This is a genomic window from Mycobacterium sp. IS-1590, from assembly GCF_001500025.1.
GTDB lineage: Bacteria > Actinomycetota > Actinomycetes > Mycobacteriales > Mycobacteriaceae > Mycobacterium.
In genome coordinates this window covers 435,979-454,261 of record NZ_LQIW01000001.1, presented here as the reverse complement: position 1 = coordinate 454,261, position 18,283 = coordinate 435,979, and the positions used below count along the sequence as shown (strand labels likewise).

General features: G+C 68.4%; 19 protein-coding genes. 9 read left to right on the top strand and 10 right to left on the bottom strand.

Annotated elements, in window-relative coordinates; genetic code table 11:
• Position 1: 1 nt before the first annotated feature.
• Positions 2 to 421, bottom strand: coding sequence for a DUF3499 domain-containing protein (locus tag AU197_RS02225; protein WP_064400724.1), 420 nt, complete (start codon positions 419 to 421; stop codon positions 2 to 4).
• Between the two features lie 157 nt (positions 422 to 578).
• Here AU197_RS02225 and AU197_RS02220 point away from each other — a divergent pair, with 157 nt between their 5' ends.
• Entirely contained in the window at positions 579 to 1,001 is a 423-nt protein-coding gene (locus AU197_RS02220; RefSeq protein WP_064400894.1) for a metallopeptidase family protein, read from the top strand.
• A 9-nt stretch (positions 1,002 to 1,010) separates the two neighbouring features.
• Here the strand turns inward: AU197_RS02220 and AU197_RS02215 are convergent, their stop codons facing one another.
• On the bottom strand, positions 1,011 to 1,271 hold the full coding sequence (locus AU197_RS02215) for a WhiB family transcriptional regulator (RefSeq protein WP_231744793.1): 261 nt from the start codon (positions 1,269 to 1,271) through the stop codon (positions 1,011 to 1,013).
• Between the two features lie 447 nt (positions 1,272 to 1,718).
• Between AU197_RS02215 and cofD the strand changes: the two genes are divergently transcribed.
• The 3 genes from cofD to AU197_RS02200 are packed head-to-tail and all read left to right on the top strand — an operon-like array spanning position 1,719 to position 4,704.
• Positions 1,719 to 2,738, top strand: coding sequence for a 2-phospho-L-lactate transferase (gene cofD, locus AU197_RS02210; protein WP_064400722.1), 1,020 nt, complete (start codon positions 1,719 to 1,721; stop codon positions 2,736 to 2,738).
• The gene (locus tag AU197_RS02205; protein ID WP_082696453.1) at positions 2,735 to 4,171 is read left to right on the top strand and encodes a coenzyme F420-0:L-glutamate ligase; all 1,437 of its coding nucleotides are present in this window, start codon (positions 2,735 to 2,737) and stop codon (positions 4,169 to 4,171) included. The genes cofD and AU197_RS02205 overlap by 4 nt, the downstream gene beginning before the upstream one ends.
• Positions 4,168 to 4,704, top strand: coding sequence for an NUDIX hydrolase (locus AU197_RS02200; protein WP_064400720.1), 537 nt, complete (start codon positions 4,168 to 4,170; stop codon positions 4,702 to 4,704). The genes AU197_RS02205 and AU197_RS02200 overlap by 4 nt, the downstream gene beginning before the upstream one ends.
• A 55-nt stretch (positions 4,705 to 4,759) precedes the next feature.
• On the opposite strand, the gene manB is transcribed toward AU197_RS02200, so the two are convergent.
• The 3 genes from manB to rfbD are packed head-to-tail and all read right to left on the bottom strand — an operon-like array spanning position 4,760 to position 7,629.
• Positions 4,760 to 5,839: a mannose-1-phosphate guanylyltransferase gene (gene manB, locus AU197_RS02195; protein WP_064400892.1), complete on the bottom strand. Its 1,080-nt coding sequence runs from the start codon at positions 5,837 to 5,839 to the stop codon at positions 4,760 to 4,762.
• On the bottom strand, positions 5,833 to 6,720 hold the full coding sequence (locus AU197_RS02190; RefSeq protein ID WP_064400719.1) for a glycosyltransferase family 2 protein: 888 nt from the start codon (positions 6,718 to 6,720) through the stop codon (positions 5,833 to 5,835). Before AU197_RS02190 ends, manB begins: the two co-directional genes overlap by 7 nt.
• Positions 6,721 to 6,738: 18 nt before the next feature.
• Positions 6,739 to 7,629, bottom strand: a complete 891-nt coding sequence (gene rfbD / locus AU197_RS02185) for a dTDP-4-dehydrorhamnose reductase (RefSeq protein ID WP_064400890.1) — start codon at positions 7,627 to 7,629, stop codon at positions 6,739 to 6,741.
• 67 nt (positions 7,630 to 7,696) lie between these two features.
• Here rfbD and AU197_RS02180 point away from each other — a divergent pair, with 67 nt between their 5' ends.
• From AU197_RS02180 to AU197_RS02170, 3 genes are all read left to right on the top strand, one after another.
• Positions 7,697 to 9,163 (top strand): LCP family protein, encoded by a 1,467-nt coding sequence (locus AU197_RS02180; RefSeq protein WP_064400718.1) that lies wholly within the window; start codon positions 7,697 to 7,699, stop codon positions 9,161 to 9,163.
• 10 nt (positions 9,164 to 9,173) lie between these two features.
• A complete protein-coding gene (locus AU197_RS02175; RefSeq protein ID WP_156434271.1) occupies positions 9,174 to 9,902 on the top strand; it encodes a TIGR03089 family protein in 729 nt (242 codons plus the stop codon).
• A 66-nt stretch (positions 9,903 to 9,968) separates the two neighbouring features.
• Positions 9,969 to 11,402, top strand: coding sequence for a multicopper oxidase family protein (locus tag AU197_RS02170; RefSeq protein ID WP_064400717.1), 1,434 nt, complete (start codon positions 9,969 to 9,971; stop codon positions 11,400 to 11,402).
• A 24-nt stretch (positions 11,403 to 11,426) separates the two neighbouring features.
• Here AU197_RS02170 and AU197_RS02165 read toward each other — a convergent pair whose 3' ends face one another.
• From AU197_RS02165 to AU197_RS02155, 3 genes are read right to left on the bottom strand one after another with little or no spacing between them, the layout of a single operon-like run.
• Positions 11,427 to 12,590 carry an acyl-CoA dehydrogenase gene (locus tag AU197_RS02165; protein WP_064400716.1) on the bottom strand — a complete coding sequence of 388 codons (1,164 nt, stop codon included), beginning with the start codon at positions 12,588 to 12,590 and terminating at the stop codon, positions 11,427 to 11,429.
• Positions 12,591 to 12,642: 52 nt separating this feature from the next.
• Entirely contained in the window at positions 12,643 to 13,155 is a 513-nt protein-coding gene (gene purE, locus AU197_RS02160; protein ID WP_064400715.1) for a 5-(carboxyamino)imidazole ribonucleotide mutase, read from the bottom strand.
• Positions 13,148 to 14,332 (bottom strand): 5-(carboxyamino)imidazole ribonucleotide synthase, encoded by a 1,185-nt coding sequence (locus AU197_RS02155; protein ID WP_064400886.1) that lies wholly within the window; start codon positions 14,330 to 14,332, stop codon positions 13,148 to 13,150. Before AU197_RS02155 ends, purE begins: the two co-directional genes overlap by 8 nt.
• Before the next feature lie 139 nt (positions 14,333 to 14,471).
• Here AU197_RS02155 and AU197_RS02150 point away from each other — a divergent pair, with 139 nt between their 5' ends.
• Positions 14,472 to 15,158, top strand: coding sequence for a GtrA family protein (locus AU197_RS02150; protein ID WP_064400714.1), 687 nt, complete (start codon positions 14,472 to 14,474; stop codon positions 15,156 to 15,158).
• On the opposite strand, the gene AU197_RS02145 is transcribed toward AU197_RS02150, so the two are convergent.
• The gene (locus AU197_RS02145; protein ID WP_064400713.1) at positions 15,113 to 15,631 is read right to left on the bottom strand and encodes a PH domain-containing protein; all 519 of its coding nucleotides are present in this window, start codon (positions 15,629 to 15,631) and stop codon (positions 15,113 to 15,115) included. The genes AU197_RS02150 and AU197_RS02145 overlap by 46 nt on opposite strands.
• 20 nt (positions 15,632 to 15,651) lie before the next feature.
• Positions 15,652 to 16,458: a biotin--[acetyl-CoA-carboxylase] ligase gene (locus tag AU197_RS02140; protein WP_064400712.1), complete on the bottom strand. Its 807-nt coding sequence runs from the start codon at positions 16,456 to 16,458 to the stop codon at positions 15,652 to 15,654.
• A gap of 142 nt (positions 16,459 to 16,600) precedes the next feature.
• On the opposite strand from AU197_RS02140, the gene AU197_RS02135 reads away from it, so the two are divergent.
• Entirely contained in the window at positions 16,601 to 18,241 is a 1,641-nt protein-coding gene (locus tag AU197_RS02135; protein WP_064400711.1) for an acyl-CoA carboxylase subunit beta, read from the top strand.
• Positions 18,242 to 18,283: the final 42 nt, after the last annotated feature.

The following is an 18,283-nucleotide window of genomic DNA, read 5'->3' as shown; positions in this document are numbered from 1 at the left end:
TCTAGTCGGTGGGGTCCGGCAGCACCCGCAGATGGCCTCGGCGACGGCCGTTGGACTCCGGTCGTCTGGCAGGCGGCGCCATCAGCGAGCCCCCGGGTGCACCGGTGACGGGGTCGGAGAACCCGGTCGCCATCCGGTTGATCGGCGGGGCGACGTCACGGCCCTCCCGGACCGCATCGGCGAGCGCGACCAGATCGTCTTCGTCGGGGTGTGCGGGCAGTGGACCGGCGTGCCGCACCAGTTCCCAGCCGCGGGGGGCGGTGACGCGGCCGGCGTGCACGACGCACAGGTCCCATGAGTGCGGTTCGGCCACCGTCGCGAGGGGGCCGACGACCGCCGTGGAGTCGGCGTAGACGAATGTCAGCGTCGCGACCGCATAGTGCGGACACCCGGGCCGGCAACAGCGACGGGGAACGTTCACAGCGGAAGGCTATCGTGGCCGCACTCTGCACGCCGCCGGACACGCGCGGCCTGCCGACGGCCGATCTCGAACCGTTACGATCCAGTGCATCGCGCACGAAAGGAGCACCCAAGCGGTGGCCAAGCGTGGACACATGCGCGCGCGCCGGGGTCGCGAGATGCGCGGGCCGTTACTTCCCCCGACGGTGCCGGGCTGGCGCAGTCGCGCCGAGAAGTTCGACATGGCGGTGCTGGAGGCCTACGAGCCGATCGAGCGGCGCTGGCAGGACCGGCTGGCGCAACTCGACGTGGCGGTCGACGAGATACCACGGATCGCGCCGAAGGATCCCGACAGTGTGCAGTGGCCGCCGGAAGTGATCGCCGACGGACCGATCGCACTGGCCCGGCTGATCCCGGCGGGCGTGGACGTCAGGGGGAACGCCACACGCGCGCGAATTGTACTGTTCCGCAAGCCGATCGAGCGGCGGGCCAAGGACTCCGCCGAACTCGAGGAGTTGCTGCATGAAATCCTGGTAGCTCAGGTCGCCACATATCTGGGCGTCGAGCCGTCCGTCATCGACCCGACGATCGACGACGATTGACCCCGCGGCTCAGATGATTCCGCGCTTGAGGCGGCGACGCTCGCGCTCGGACAGGCCGCCCCAGATTCCGAAGCGTTCGTCGTGCGCCAGCGCGTAGTCCAGGCAGGCGTCGCGCACTTCGCAGCCCTGGCAGATCCGCTTGGCTTCGCGCGTCGAGCCGCCCTTCTCCGGGAAGAACGCCTCGGGGTCGGTTTGGGCGCACAGCGCCTTCTCCTGCCAGAGTTCATCCTCCGGTGTCAGTGCCGGCGCCACATCGATCGGATCTGGCACCAAACTCAGCTGCGGACGCCGCGGCGTCTCAACCGGTGCCGGTTCCGAATGGGCGTGCGGCGCGCTGTCTACTGAGCCGAAGACTCGGCTGTCGAACCGAACCATGCGATCGAAATCGCCGAACTCAAAAGACATCTTCCGCCTCCTCACCTGGTCTCGTTGATCCCCTATAAGTGGCCCACCGGAACGTGGAACACTTCCAATTCGAACAAGTGATCGAATCTCGGTCTGCGGCACCGGAACCGGATGGCCTACCGGGAAATGACACTGCTGTGATTACACACGCGTCAGTCGCCCTGGTCAAGCTCTAGAACAGGAATTCATACCATTCCGTGATCGAAATACGGCGAGTCGTGACCTCGGCGTGTCCATCACACTCCCGGCCGGGCGGGCCGACCGCACTCCTGCCCGTACCGAACTCGCTTGGACGGCCTACCCTCGATCGATGTGAAGGTCACCGTACTGGTCGGCGGCGTCGGCGGCGCCCGCTTCCTGCTCGGCGTGCAACATCTGTTGGGGCTGGGGCAGTTTGGCGCCACCAAAGGTACTGCTGGGACTGATGATACTGCTGAGCACGAACTGACTGCAGTGGTCAATGTGGGCGACGACGCGTGGATGTTCGGCGTGCGGATCTGTCCGGACCTCGATACGTGCATGTACACGCTCGGCGGTGGTATCGATCCCGACCGTGGCTGGGGACACCGCAATGAAACCTGGCATGCCAAGGAGGAACTCGCGGCCTACGGCGTCCAACCCGACTGGTTCGGACTCGGCGACCGGGACCTGGCGACCCATCTCGTGCGGAGCCAGATGTTGCGCGCGGGTTATCCGCTGTCGCAGGTGACCGAGGCGCTGTGCGCCAGGTGGGCTCCTGGGGCCAGACTGCTGCCGGCCAGTGACGACCGCAGCGAAACACACGTCGTCATCACCGATCCCGGCCCCGGCGAGTATGCCGGAGACAGGCGCGCCATCCATTTTCAGGAGTGGTGGGTGCGGTACCGCGCGAAAGTCCCGACGCACAGCTTCGCTTTCGTCGGCGCCGACAAGGCCACCGCGGGGCCCGGCGTCGCGGAGGCGATCGAATCGGCGGACGTCGTCCTCCTCGCCCCCTCGAACCCGGTGGTGAGCATCGGCGCGATCCTCGCCGTTCCCGGTATCCGCGGCGCACTGCGATCGACACCGGCGCCGGTCATCGGCTACTCGCCCATCATCGGCGGGAAGCCGTTACGTGGCATGGCCGATGAATGCCTCTCCGTGATCGGCGTGCCGAGCACCTCCGAAGCCGTCGGCAGCCACTACGGCGCGCGCTCCGGTGTCGGGATCCTCGACGGTTGGCTGGTGCACGAGGGGGACGGCGCGAAAATCGACGGTGTCGAGGTCCGCGCGGTGCCCCTGCTCATGACCGATCCCGAAGTCACCGGCGAGATGGTCCGCGCCGGAATGGATTTGGCAGGCGTGAAGCCATGACCGACCCCTCCCCAACGGCGCCGCCGAGCGGCGACCCTTCCCCAACGGCGCCGCCGAGCGGCGACCCTTCCCCAACGGCGCCGCCGAGCGGCGACCATGGCTCCGCCGCCGCGGTGGAGCTGTTGCCCGTCACAGGACTGCCCGAGTTCCGGCCCGGCGACGACCTCGCGGCGGCGATCGCCGCGGCCGCGCCGTGGCTGCGCGACGACGACATCGTCGTGGTCACGAGCAAGGTGATATCGAAGTGTGAGGGCCGCATCGTCGATGCGCCCATGGACCCGGAAGAACGCGACGTGCTGCGGCGCAGGCTAATCGACGCCGAGGCGGTCCGCGTGCTCGCGCGCAAGGGCCGCACGCTGATCACCGAGAACGCGATCGGCCTGGTTCAGGCCGCCGCGGGCGTCGACGGATCCAATGTCGACTCGGCCGAACTCGCCTTGCTGCCAACCGATCCCGATGCCAGCGCCGCGGCACTGGCATCGGCTCTGCGCGAGCGTCTGCACGTGACCGTCGGCGTCGTCGTCACCGACACCATGGGCCGGGCGTGGCGCAACGGGCAGACAGACGTCGCGATCGGCGCGGCGGGAGTGACCGTCCTGCACGGTTACGGCGGTTCGGTCGACAGGCACGGCAACGAACTGATCGTCACCGAGATCGCGGTCGCCGACGAGATCGCCGCGGCCGCGGATCTGGTGAAAGGCAAGCTGACCGACATCCCCGTCGCGGTGGTGCGCGGGCTGCGGCTGCCCGACGACGGTTCCACCGCGCGCCGGCTGGTACGGGCAGGCGAGGAGGACCTGTTCTGGCTCGGGACCGAGGAGGCCATCGCGCTCGGCAGGAGCCAGGCGCAGCGGCTGCGACGTTCGGTGCGCCGGTTCACGGCCGAGCCCGTTGAGCCCGAACTCGTGGAATCCGCTGTCGCCGAGGCCCTCACTGCGCCGGCGCCGCATCACACCCGGCCGGTGCGGTTCGTGTGGTTGCAGGACCCGGCTCGACGGTCGGTTCTGCTGGATCGGATGAGGGACAAATGGCGCGCGGACCTCACCGCCGACGGGCGTCCCGCCGACGCCGTCGAACGGCGCGTCGAACGCGGCCGAATCCTCTACGAGGCGCCGGAAGTCGTCATCCCGTTCATGGTGCCCGACGGCGCGCACAGCTATCCGGACGCCGACCGCACGGCCGCCGAACACACGATGTTCACCGTCGCGGTTGGCGCGGCGGTACAGGCGCTGCTGGTGGCGTTGGCCGTGCGGGGTGTCGGGAGCTGTTGGATCGGGTCGACGATCTTCGCCCCCGACATCGTCCGTGCGGAGCTCGATCTGCCCGAGGACTGGGAACCGTTGGGCGCGATCGCGATCGGCTATCCAGAAGACGGGATGCCGTCGCGACCGCGGAAGCCCGTGCCGACCGACGGATTACTGGTTCGCAAGTGAGCCTGCACGCATCGGCGGTCGAGATCCTGACCCGTTGGCACGCACCGGATCCCGCGCAGGACACCCTGCGGCACGCGGTACTGGCGTTCCTGGCCGCCAGACCGGACGGGTGCCTGCGCGAATGCGCTCCCGGCCACGTCACGGGGTCGGCGCTCGTGGTGGACCACACCGGCACGCGGGCGCTTCTGACATTGCACCCCCGATTCGGGCGATGGCTGCAACTCGGCGGGCATTGCGAGCCGACCGATTCCGACGTCGTCGCGGCGGCGTTGCGGGAAGCCACCGAGGAATCCGGTATCGACGGTCTCACGATCGATCCGGTCATGGCCGCGTTACACGTGCATCCCGTCACGTGCTCGCTCGGGGTGCCGACCCGTCACCTCGACATGCAATTCATCGTGCGCGCTCCCGCCGACGCCGAAATCGCGGTCAGCGAGGAGTCTTTGGATCTTCGGTGGTGGCCGCTGGACGCGCTACCAGAGGACTGCGACTTCGGCCTCACCCAATTGGCCGCCGCCGCCCGTCATCGGTGATTTCGGTGCCCAAACGCTCGCTCAGCGACTGTGCGAGCACCGAAATCGCTCCGACTCATACGTCGGTCGAGAAGCGGATTCCGCCGTCGGGAATCGTCACTCCCGGCCACACGCGCGCACCGCGAAGGAGTTCGCAGCGGGCACCGATATCGGCGCCGTCGCCGATCACGCCGTCGCGGATCAACGCGCGCGGGCCGATCCGGGCACCGAACCCGACGATCGAGCGTTCGATCACCGCGCCGGCGCCCACCCGCGCGCCGTCGAAGATGACCGCGCCGTCCAACCGTGCGCCACCGGCGATCTCAGCGCCGCGGCCGACCACTGCGCCACCGACCAGCAGTGCCCCCGGTGCGACGCTGGCGCCGTCGTGCACCAACTTCTCACCGCGGTGCCCGCCAAGTGCGGGCGACGGCGCGATGCCGCGCACCAGATCGGCCGATCCGCGCACGAAGTCCTCCGGCGTGCCCATGTCTCGCCAGTACGTGGAGTCGACGTAGCCGCACACCCGAAGCCCATCGGACAGCAGGCCCGGGAACACCTCGCGTTCGACCGAAAGCGCCCGGCCCTTGGGGATGCGCTCGATCACCTCACGCTTGAACACATAGCAGCCCGCGTTGATCTGATCGGTCGGAGGGTCTTGGGTCTTCTCGAGAAAGGCGGTCACCATTCCGTCGGAATCGGTTGGCACGCAACCGAATGCCCGAGGGTCGCCCACGCGTACCAGGTGCAGCGTGACATCGGCGGCGTTGCTCTCATGCGAGTTCAGCAGCGCGCGCAGGTCGGCCCCGGACAACACGTCACCGTTGAACACCAGCGCGGTGTCGTGCCGCAGCTTCCCGGTGACATTCGCGATGCCGCCGCCGGTGCCCAGCGGTTCGGTCTCGACCACGTAGTCGATCTGCAGACCGAACTTGGAGCCGTCGCCGAACTCGGACTCGAACACCGCGGCCTTGTACGACGTGCCGAGCACGACGTGCTCGATTCCGGCCTCGGCGATGCGCGACAACAGGTGCGTCAGGAACGGCAGACCGGCCGTCGGCAACATCGGCTTGGGCGCGGAAAGCGTCAACGGCCGCAACCGGGTGCCCAGGCCGCCGACGAGGATGACGGCGTCAACATGTGCGGGATTCACCAGCGCCGTCCTTTCGCCCGTTGGCGTCGTGAGTTGCGGACCACCAGGCCCGCACGCGCGGCGAGCGAGCTTCGAATCGTCCACCGCAGCGGACCCTGCCACCACCGGGGGTACCGATCCGCCAAGAAAGTGTAGGTGCTGGTGTGATGGGCGGCCAAGTTGCGCGCGGGATCCTTGCCGGTCGCATGGCCCTTGTCGTGCAAAACCTCGGCGGCCGGCACGTAGACGTTCTGCCAGCCCGCCCGCGACAGCCGATCACCGAGGTCGACGTCCTCCATGTACATGAAGTAGCGCTCATCGAAGCCCGAGATCTCCTCGAACGCCGACCGGCGCAGCAACAGACATGATCCCGACAGCCAGCCGACGGTGCGTTCGCTGGGCTCCCGGCGCTCCTGACGATATTCGGCGGTCCACGGGTTGGACTTCCAGAACGGCCCCACGACGGCGTGCATCCCACCGCGCACCAGGCTGGGCTGGTGCCGGGCCGAGGGATACACCGAACCGTCGGGATCGCGGATCAGCGGCCCGAGGGCACCCGCGCGCGGCCAACGGGCGGCGGCTTCGAGCATGATGTCGATGCTGTGCGGGCCCCACTGCACGTCGGGGTTGGCCACCACGAAGAAGTCGTTGTTGTCCGAGTCCTTCACGTACTCGGCGACCGCACGGTTGATCGCGCTGCCGTATCCGAGATTGCCGCCGGTGCGCAGCAATCGGGCGTTGGGATGACGCGTGAGCGCCTCCTCGGGCGCACCGTCAGTGGAGCCGTTGTCGGCCATCACGACCGTCACCGGACGGTCGGTGGCGTGCGACAGCGACGCCAGGAACCGGTCGAGGTGTGGACCCGGTGAGTACGTCACCGTGACGACGACCAACTCGTCACTCATGCGGCACCAGTTCCGAACTCACGGCGTCGAGGGTATCGGGCCGCCACGCCCGTACCGCGACAGCGCATCCAGCAAGGCCTCGCGCCACGGTCGCAGCGGCGTGAGCCCGGCCTCGGCGGAGCGTCGGCCCGACAGCGCGGAGTACGCCGGGCGCGGCGCGGGCCTCGGCTTTTGGCCGCTGGCGACGGGCCGCACCCGCTCGAGGTCGGCGCCGACGGCCTCGAAGACGGCCCGCGCCTGTTCGTAGCGGCTGGCCTCACCGCCGTTGGCGGCGTGCAGCACCGGTGCGCGGATCGCGCCGTCGGCGATCTCCAACAGCGCCGAGGCGAGGTCGCCGGCGTAGGTCGGGGATGCGGTCTGGTCGGCCGCGGCCTCGACCGGGTCCGCACCGGCGGCCTTGCGGCGCACCGTCGCGGCGAAGTCCGATCCGTCCCCGCCCTCGTACACCCACGAGGTGCGCACGACGTGCGCGCCGGGCAAGGCGGCCAACACCGCCCGCTCCCCCGCGAGTTTGGTGCGGCCGTAGACGTTCACCGGCCCCGTCTGGTCGTCGATCTCATACGGGCGGCGCGCTGTGCCGGAGAACACGTAGTCGGTCGAGATGTGGATCAGGCGGGCGCCGACGATGCCGCACGCCCGCGCGAGGTGAGCGGGTCCGTCCGCGTTGACCGCGTGCGCCCGCTCCTGCTCCGCCTCGGCCGCGTCCACGTCGGTGTAGGCGGCGCAGTTGATCACCACGTCACCGGGTTCGACGACACGCTGGGCGGCCGCAGGGTCGGTGATGTCGAGCTCCGACGACGTCAGCGCCAGTACCTCGCGGCCCTGTCGCCGGGCTTGACCTGCCAGAACCCGGCCGACCATGCCGCCTGCGCCGGGAATGACGATGCGGCCCGGCTCGCGAGAAGTCATGGTCACGAGTCTGGCACGCCGAGGCGCGCTACCCGCTTCGCGCCGGTATGGCCAGTAGCCTGGGCTGATGCCCGGTCGAATGCTCCGTGTCATCGCCGTGTCCGCGGCGCTGGCGATCGTGGTCGGTACGGGAGTCGCGTGGGGCAAGATCCGCTCGTTCGAATCCGGCATCAACCACATCTCGTCGATCGCGCTCGGCGAGGGCGGCGAAGACGGCGCGATCGACATCCTGCTCGTCGGCATGGACAGCCGCACCGACGCGCACGGCAATCCGCTGTCCCAGGAGGAACTGGCGGCGCTGCGGGCCGGTGACGACGAAGCCACCAACACCGACACGATCATCTTGATCCGCGTCCCCAACAACGGGAAGTCCGCGACCGCCATCTCGATCCCCCGCGACTCCTATGTCGAGGCACCGGGCATCGGCAAGATGAAGATCAACGGCGTGTACGGCTCCGAACACCTCGAAAAGATGACCGAGCTCGTCGAGCAGAAGGGCGTGGACCCGGCCGAGGCCGAGCCGCAGGCCAAAGAGGCCGGGCGCGAGGCCCTGATCAAGACCGTGGCCAACCTCACCGGTGTCACCGTCGACCACTACGCCGAGGTCGGCCTGCTCGGCTTCGCACTGATCACCGATGCCCTCGGTGGTGTCAACGTGTGCTTGAAAGAGCCTGTGTACGAACCTCTTTCGGGAGCTGATTTCCCTGCGGGCTGGCAGACACTCAACGGCCCACAGGCCTTGAGCTTCGTCCGGCAGCGCCACGATCTGCCGCGCGGCGACCTCGACCGGGTGACACGTCAGCAGGCGGTGATGGCTTCCCTTGCGCACGAGGTGATCTCGGGCAAGACGCTGTCGAGTCCGGCCACCTTGAACCGCTTGCAGGATGCGGTGCAACGCTCCGTCGCGCTCTCCGACGGTTGGGATGTCATGCAATTCGCCGATCACCTGCAAAAGCTGGCCGCAGGCAACGTCGCGTTCGCCACCATTCCGGTGCTGCAGGAAAACGGTTGGAGCGACGACGGGATGCAGAGCGTCGTGCGGGTGGACCCCACCGAGGTCAAGAGCTGGGTTGAAGGCCTGCTGCACGAGCAGGACGAGGGTAAGACCGAGGAGATCGCCTACTCGCCGGACAAGACCACTGTCGAGGTCGTCAACGCCACCGAGGTCAACGGTCTGGCCGCGGCGGTGTCGCAGGTGCTGACCAACAAGGGGTTCACCCCCGGCGCGACCGGCAATCACGAGGGCGACCCGGTGGCCAGCAGCCAGGTGCGCGCCAACAAGACCGATGACCTTGGTGCACAAGCCGTCTCGAAGGACCTCGGCGGGTTGGCGATCACCGAGGACCCGTCGGTGGCGCCGGGACATGTGCGCGTTGTGCTGGCCGACGACTACACCGGCCCGGGTTCCGGCCTGGACGGGAGCAGCGTTCCGATGCTGACCACCGATTCGGTGACCGTCGGTTCGACCGAGACGGCTCCGCCCCCCTCGCCGATCCTGACCGCCGGATCCGACGACCCGGAGTGCGTCAACTAACGTCGATCAGGTGACGACAGTCAGCGGGGCAGTCCTCGACACACTCATGGCCTCCGACCCCGCCGGCCCCCGCATCACCTACTACGACGACGCGAGCGGCGAACGCATCGAGTTGTCCACCGCCACGCTCGCGAATTGGGCGGCCAAGACAGCCAACCTGTTACGCGACGAGTTGGGCGCAGGCCCGTCCTCCCGCATCGCGGTTCTGCTGCCCGCGCACTGGCAGAGCGCCGCCGTGTTCTTCGGTATCTGGTGGATCGGCGCCGAGGTGGTGCTCGGGGACGTGTCCGCGGATTCGGCCGATGTCGCGCTGTGCACCGCGGACCGGTTGGCCGAGGCCGACGAGGCAGTGGGGATGGGCAGCGGAATCGGCGAGGTCGCGGTGCTGTCGCTGGACCCGTTCGGCAAGCCGGCGGCCGACCTGCCGGTCGGCGTCACCGACTACGCCACCGCCGTGCGGGTACACGGCGACCAGATCTCACCGGAGCGCACACCCGGCCCCGCGCTCAACGGCCGCGGCGTCGACGAGCTGCTCGCCGCGGCCCGCCGATCCGCGGCGGCACAGGGTCTCACCGCATCCGACCGCGTGCTGTCCTGCGCCGGATGGGACACCGCCGACCAGCTCGTCGACCACATGCTGGCCGTCTTCGCCGTCGGCGCCTCGCTCGTGCAGGTGGCCAATCCCGACCCCGCGCTCGCCGACCGTCGGCGGACAACCGAGAAGGTCACCAGGGGTTGAGCGGCCACCTCGGCGAAATCGGGCTTTCGCAGCCGTAGCGGGCCTACCAGTGCCACGCTGGAGGGCGTGATCGACCGGCGCGAATTCTTCGTGCTGTCGGCGGGCGTAACGGCCGCCGTCGTGAGCGGCTGTTCGTCGCGGCCGCCCGAACCGGCTTCGGCAGATCGGGCCACCGGCCCGCGATTCGACATCACGTTCACGCCCGCGGAGGTGGACGTCGACCTCGGCGGTGTCGCGGTCCGCACGTGGGGGTACGGCGATCGGCTGCCCGGGCCGGAGATCCGCGTCCGCAAGGGCGAGAGGATGCGCGCGCAACTGGACAACAGGCTGCCCGCCCCGACCACCATCCACTGGCACGGCCTCGCGATACCCAACCCCATGGACGGCGTGCCCGTGCTGACGCAGCCCGCCGTGCCCGCGGGCCGGTCGTTCACCTACGACTTCGTCGTGCCCGACGCCGGGACGTACTGGTATCACTCGCACGAGGGCACCCAGCTCGACCGCGGTCTGTACGGTCCGCTGATCGCCGAGGATCCCGCCGACGGCGCCGAGTACGACGACGAACTGGTCGTCGTGCTCGACGATTGGGTCGACGGCACCGGCCGCACGCCCGACCAGGTGCTGGCGGCGCTGGACAATGCGGGCATGGCTCCGATGCCCAACCTCCCGGACGCCGGTATCACCCCGGCCAGGCCGCTCGGCGATGACGGCGGCGATGTCACCTACCCGTACTACCTCGTCAACGGCCGCCTGAGAGCCGATCCGCAGGTGGTCGATTACCCTGTCGGACAACGTATCCGGCTGCGCATCATCAACGCGGGGTCGGACACCGCGTTCCAGGTCGGCGTGCCGGGGCATTCGCTGCGCGTCATCGCGACCGACGGATTCCCCGTCGAGTCCACGCAGGCCGATTCGGTCATCCTCGGGATGGGCGAACGGGCCGACGCGATCGTCACCCTGCAAGGGTCGGCCCCGGTCATCGCCGCGGCCTACCGCAAAGACGGCTACGCGCGGCTCGACATGCGCGTCGACAACAAGGCCGCCGCCGGCAACATCGACGACTACGTCGCAGCGCTGCGGACCCGGCCCCCGCTCGACACCGCGACGCTTGCGGCCACACCCGAAGTGAACCTGCCCGAGCGCGCCGTCCAACAGGTCATCGACATGCGGTTGGCCGGTCCGGTCGACGGCTACACCTGGACGATCAACGGACGCCGCTACAACCCGCCCCGTGACGGATACCCGGTCACGCCGGGCCAACGCGTGCGCATCCGCTATGTGAACGAGTCGAAGATGTTTCACCCCATGCACTTACACGGGCACACGTTCCAGGTGATGGGGGCCAATGGGCCGCGGGCCCGCAAGGACACGGTACTGGTCGCACCGCTGCGCACCGTCGACATCGACTTCGACGCCGACAACCCGGGGCGCTGGATCACCCACTGCCACAACACGTATCACCTCGAGACCGGGATGGCCACGTTCATCGAGTACGCCTGAGCCCCGGCGGAAAACCGAAAGCGACTACTTGAGCAGCGCGCGCGACATCACCACGCGCTGAATCTGGTTGGTGCCCTCGTAGATCTGGGTGATCTTGGCATCGCGCATCATTCGCTCGACAGGGAAGTCGGTGGTGTAGCCGTAACCACCGAACAGCTGGACCGCGTTGGTGGTCACCTCCATCGCCACATCGGAGGCGAAGCACTTCGACGCCGAGGAGATGAACCCGAGCTCGGCCTCGCCGCGCTCGGCCCTGGCGGCGGCGGAGTACACCGTCAACCGGGCGGCCTCGATCTTCATCGCCATGTCGGCGAGCATGAACTGCACCGCCTGGAAGTCGCCGATCGGTTTGCCGAACTGCTTGCGCTCCTTGACATATGCGATCGAGGCGTCGAGTGCGCCCTGCGCGATGCCGACGGCCTGCGCGCCGATTGTCGGCCGGGTGTGGTCCAGGGTGGCCAGCGCGGTCTTGAAACCGGTGCCCTCGTCGCCGATGATCCGGTCGGCGGGGATGCGGCAGTCCTCGAAGTACAACTCGGTGGTGGGCGAACCCTTGATGCCCATCTTCTTCTCCTTGGCGCCGATGGAGAAGCCTGGATCGTCCTTGTGCACGACGAACGCCGAGATGCCGTTGGCCTTCTTGTCCGGATCGGTCACCGCCATCACCGTGTACCAGGTCGATTGGCCGCCGTTGGAGATCCAGCATTTCGCGCCGTTGAGCACCCACTCGTCACCCTCACGGCGGGCCCTGGTGCGCATCGAGGCGGCGTCGCTGCCGGCCTCGCGCTCGGACAGCGCATAGGACGCGACGGCTTCACCGGCGGCGATCGACGGCAGCACCTGTTTCTTGAGTTCCTCGCTGCCGCGCAGCAGCAGCCCCATGGTGCCGAGCTTGTTGCAGATCGGGATCAGCGACGACGACGCGCACACCCGCGCGACCTCCTCGATCACGATGCACGCCGCGATCGAGTCGCCGCCCTGACCGCCGTACTCCTCGGGGATGTGGATGGCGGCCATGCCCGAAGCGGTCAGCGCCGCGAGCGCCTCGTCGGTGTAGCGCGCTTTCTCGTCGACGTCGGCCGCGTGCGGGGCGATCTCCTTCTCGCAGAGGTCGCGCAGCACCGCACGCAGTTCGTTGTGCTCGTCGGAGAGCCGAAACAGGTCGAATGACGGGTTGCCGATGGCCATGAAAAACTCCTTGCTACTCGCCGGTAACCTTACTCCCGGGTGATCCGGCTCCCTATTCGCCGATGAGGCGGTCGCGCAGCGCCGCGTCCTTCTGCAGCACGGTGTCGTGCAGATCGGCCTGGAACTGCACGACCCGCTTGCGCAGGGCCGCGTCCGCCGACGCCAGGATCCGCACCGCCAGCAAGCCGGCGTTGCGGGCGCCGCCGATCGACACCGTGGCCACCGGCACCCCGGCGGGCATCTGCACGATCGACAGCAGCGAGTCCAGGCCGTCGAGTTTGGCCAGCGGCACCGGAACGCCGATGACGGGCAGCGGGGTCGCCGACGCCACCATGCCGGGCAGATGCGCCGCCCCGCCGGCACCGGCGATGATCACCTCGATGCCGCGGTCCGCCGCGCTCTGGGCGTATTCGAGCATGCGCACCGGTGTGCGGTGCGCGGAGACGACGCCGACCTCGAAGGGCACATCGAACTCGGCCAGCGCGTGGGCGGCGTCTTCCATCACCGACCAGTCGCTGTCGCTGCCCATGATCAGGCCGACCCGCGGCGCAGGAGCACTACTCATGTGGATCCCATCCGTCCGTCCATTCCGCGTGCGACAACCAGTGTGCCGCCCTGGCCGCGCGTTCGCGCACATCGGCGACGAACGCGTCGTCGTCAAGAGAACCGGTGGCCGCGCCGAGGACGTTGACGTGGCCGATCTTTCGGCCGGGCCGCTCGGCCTTGCCGTACAGATGCACCTTCGCGTCGGGCATCCTGGCGAACAGGTGGTGCAGCCGCTCGTCCATCGTCATCGCCGGCGCCTGTTGTGCGCCAAGCACATTGGCCATCACGGTGACCGGGACGATCTGCGAGGTGTCCCCGAGCGGATAGTCGAGCACCGCACGCAGGTGCTGTTCGAACTGGCTGGTATGCGCACCGTCCATGGTCCAGTGGCCGGAGTTGTGCGGGCGCATGGCGAGCTCGTTGACAAGCAGGGCGCCGTCGACGGTTTCGAACAACTCGACGGCCAGCACCCCGACGACCCCGAGCTCGGAGGCCAGCTGCAGACCCAATTGCCCTGCCGCTGAGCGTAATTCGTCATCAAGTCCGGGCGCCGGTGCGATCACCTCGACGCAGATGCCGTCCCGCTGCACGGTTTCCACCACCGGCCACGCCGCGCCCTGCCCGAACGGCGAACGCGCCACCAGCGCCGCCAGTTCGCGGCGCATCGCGACCCGCTCCTCGACCATCACCTCCGCCCCGCCCTCCAGGTAGCGCTGGGCAGCCTCACGCGCCTCGGCGACGTCGCGCGCCAGCGTGACCCCGCGGCCGTCGTATCCCCCGCGCACCGTCTTGACGACGACGGGGCCGTCGATCACCGCGGCGAACGCGTCGACGTCGGACAGGTCGTCGACCGCCGCGAACCGCGGCACCGGCGCGCCCAGCGCCTCGAGCCTGCGACGCATCACCAGCTTGTCCTGGGCGTGAATCAGCGCCGACGGCGGAGGTGCCACGTTCACACCGTCGGCCAGCAGCTTCTCCAGCAGTTCGGTGGGCACGTGCTCGTGATCGAAGGTCAGCGCGTCGGCCCCGGCGGCTGCACGGCGCAGCGCATCGAGATCGGTGTGTGTGCCCAACACCACATCCGGGCTCACCTGAGCGGCCGGGTCGCCGGGGTCCACGGCGAGGACGCGCAGCGTCTGGCCCAGCGCGATGGCGGCCTGATGGGTCATCCTGGCCAGCTGACCACCGCCGACCATGGCCACCACCGGCGGTGCTTTGGAGTCCTGTGACACGTCCTCATGGTGTCATGACCGGTCGGTGGGCCTGGTTCCCATGTACCGGCCGCGACCTGCATGAGTACACGTAGAGTGCGGTATTTCCGTACACTGCCCTGTTGTGTCCTTTACCGATGCGACGATCGCACGGCTGCCCCGTCCGGTACGGCCGTACTTCGAGCGGCATCACGAACTGATCAAGTTCGCGATCGTCGGCGCGACGACGTTCATCATCGACACGTCGGTCTTTTACACGCTCAAGCTCACCGTCCTCGAGCCCAAACCGGTCACGGCCAAGATCATCGCCGGCATCGTCGCGGTGATCGCGTCCTACATCCTGAACCGCGAGTGGAGCTTCCGCGACCGCGGCGGGCGGGAGCGTCATCACGAAGCGCTTTTGTTCTTCGGCGTCAGCGGTGTCGGCGTGCTGTTGAGCATGGCCCCGCTGTGGATCTCGAGCTACGTGTTGATGCTGCGGGTGCCCGAAGTCAGCCTGACGGTGGAGAACATCGCCGACTTCATCTCCGCCTACATCATCGGCAACCTGCTGCAGATGGCGTTCCGGTTCTGGGCGTTTCGGCGCTGGGTGTTCCCCGACGAGTTCGGCCGCAATCCCGACCGGGCGATGGAGTCGCTCACCGCGGGCGGGCTTGCCGAACTCCTCGAGGATCATCACGAGGGCGTCGCCGCCGAGCACGCCGACCACGTCGAGGCGAACGTCACCCCACTGCGCCGCCCCGGCCGACGCGCCGGAGGCGCCGCTCAGCTCGGCGACTCCTCCGAGCCCAGGGTGTCGAAGACCTCGTGATACAGCAGCGAGTGGACCCGTTCCACTCGCGGGATGTCGTGGAACTCGAGCGGGTCCTGCGCCGCTGACTCGATGATCAACGTGCCGGTTCGCAGGATGCGGTCCAGCAGACCGTGCCGGAACTCGACGCTGTTGATCCGCGCCAGCGGGATGTCGATCCCCGACCGGGTCAGCACCCCGTGCCGGAACATCACCCGACGATCGGTGATCACGAAGTGCGTCGTCCACCAGTTCAGGAACGGCCAGATCGTCAGCCATCCGACGATCACGAGCCAGATCGCGCCGATCACGATCAGCACGACGTTGCGGGCGGTCTGATCCCAATCCATGGTGTTGACGTATCCGGCGCCGAACGCGGCCAGCGCGGTCACCAGCAGCAACAGCAGGACCGGCCCGATCAGCCGCTTCCAGTGCGGGTGGCGGTGCAAGACCACCTGCTCGTCGGATGCGAGCACGTTGTCGGGATAACCCATGCGATGACCTTAAGGCGAAATCACTGGTCGGGCCGTAAATGGACGATGTCGCCCGCGGAGACGGTCACCGGCCGGCCGTCGGCCTCGATGACCAGCCGGCCCTGATCGTCGATGTCACGCGCCACGCCGACGACCTCCTGATCGCCGGGCAAAAATGCGCGGACCCCCCGACCCAGCGTCAGGCTGCGGGCCCGGTAGTCGGCGGCAAGGGCGGCGTCGACGCCTCCGGCCCGGACCCACGACTCGACGCGGTTGCCCAATTCGTGCAGGAGCCGTACGACCAGGCGGTGCCGGTCGGGTGCGGGGACCCCGAGGTCCGTCAGCGACGTCACCCCCTCGACGCCGACGTCCTCACCGCGCAGCGAGACGTTGAGCCCGACGCCGATCACCACGGCCTGTTGGCCGCCGGCGACCTCCGCCAGGATGCCCGCCAGCTTGCCGCCTCCGGCCAGGACGTCGTTGGGCCACTTCAGGCCCGCGGTCACACCGGTGTCGGCCACCGCGTCGACGACCGCGACCCCGGTGGCCAGCGGCAGCCAGCCCCAGGTCGAGCTGGGCACCCCGGTCGCGTCGAGGCCGACCGACATCGTGATCTGCGCGTACGGCACCGCCGACCAGCTGCGGCCCCGGCGGCCACGGCCCGCGGTCTGATTCTCGGCGATCAGCACGGCGCCGGCGATGTCCTCGCCGCGTCCGGCGGCTGCGATCAGATCAGCGTTGGTGGATCCGGTCTCGGCCACCACGTCGATGCGCCGCCAGGCGCGCGAACCGGCGGCCACCTGCTCCCGCAGCGACTCGACGTCGAGCGGAGCCCGGTGCGCGGTCATCGGAATCGGACTCCCATCGTCTGGCTCGTTCGGTCCTCACTACTACCACCGGCGGGTCGGCGTGCGGTGCGCAAGGCAGCTTAAGGGGACCTTAAGGACGCGCCGTCGGTCGCGCGCAGGGCGTTCGTTAGCATCGACCACCATGACCTCCGTTCAGAAGCCGTCGGTCGAGCCGTCAGGCGAACACGAGATCGACATCCACACCACCGCGGGCAAGCTGGCCGATCTGCGCAGGCGCACCGAGGAGACCTTGCACCCGGTCGGCGAGGAAGCGGTCGAGAAGACACACGCCAAGGGCAAGCTCACCGCTCGCGAGCGCATCCTGGCGCTGCTTGACGAGGGCTCGTTCGTCGAACTGGACGCGCTGGCGCGCCACCGCAGCACCAACTTCGGGATGGAGGCCAACCGCCCGCTGGGTGACGGCGTGGTGACCGGTTACGGCACCATCGACGGCCGCGAGGTGTGCATCTTCAGCCAAGACGCGACGGTGTTCGGGGGCAGCCTCGGTGAGGTGTACGGCGAGAAGATCGTCAAGGTCCAGGAACTGGCGATCAAGACCGGCCGGCCGTTGATCGGCATCAACGACGGGGCGGGCGCGCGCATCCAAGAGGGTGTCGTCTCACTCGGCTTGTACAGCAACATCTTTCACAACAACATCCTGGCCTCCGGCGTGATCCCGCAGATCTCGCTGATCATGGGCGCGGCGGCGGGCGGCCACGTGTACTCCCCCGCGTTGACCGATTTCGTGATCATGGTCGACCAGACCAGCCAGATGTTCATCACAGGACCCGACGTCATCAAGACCGTCACCGGCGAAGAGGTGACGATGGAGGAGCTCGGCGGCGCGCACACCCACATGGCGAAGTCGGGGCTGGCGCACTATGTGGCCTCCGGCGAGCAGGACGCGTTCGACTATGTGCGCGAACTGCTTTCGTACCTGCCGAGTAACAACTACGCCGATCCGCCGCGCTACCCCGAGGCGGTTCCCGAAGGGCCGATCGAGGACAACCTCACCGACGAGGACATCGAGCTGGACACGCTGATCCCGGACTCGCCGAACCAGCCCTACGACATGCACGAGGTCATCACCCGCATCCTCGACGAGGACGAGTTCCTCGAGGTGCAGGCCGGCTACGCGCAGAACATCATCGTCGGGTTCGGCCGCATCGAGGGCCGTCCGGTCGGCATCGTGGCCAACCAGCCGACACAGTTCGCCGGCTGCCTGGACATCAACGCCTCGGAGAAGGCCGCGCGGTTCATCCGGACCTGCGACTGCTTCAACGTCCCGATCGTGATGCTGGTCGACGTACCGGGCTTCCTGCCGGGCACCGGCCAGGAGTACAACGGCATCATCCGGCGCGGCGCCAAGCTGCTCTACGCCTACGGTGAGGCCACCGTCGCCAAGATCACGGTGATCACCCGCAAGGCCTACGGCGGCGCCTACTGCGTGATGGGGTCCAAGGAGATGGGCGCCGACGTCAACGTCGCCTGGCCCACCGCGCAGATCGCGGTGATGGGCGCCTCGGGCGCCGTCGGGTTCGTGTACCGCAGCAAGCTCAAGGAAGCGGCCAAGAACGGCGAGGACGTCGACGCGCTGCGCCTGGAGCTGCAGCAGGAGTACGAGGACACGCTGGTCAACCCGTACATCGCGGCCGAGCGCGGCTATGTCGACGCGGTCATCCCGCCGTCGCACACGCGCGGTTACGTCGCGAACGCGCTGCGGCTGCTGGAACGCAAGATCACGCAGATTCCGCCCAAGAAGCACGGGAACATTCCCCTGTGAGCGGGGCGAACGATCCAACTCCTGTGAGCGGGGCGAGCAATC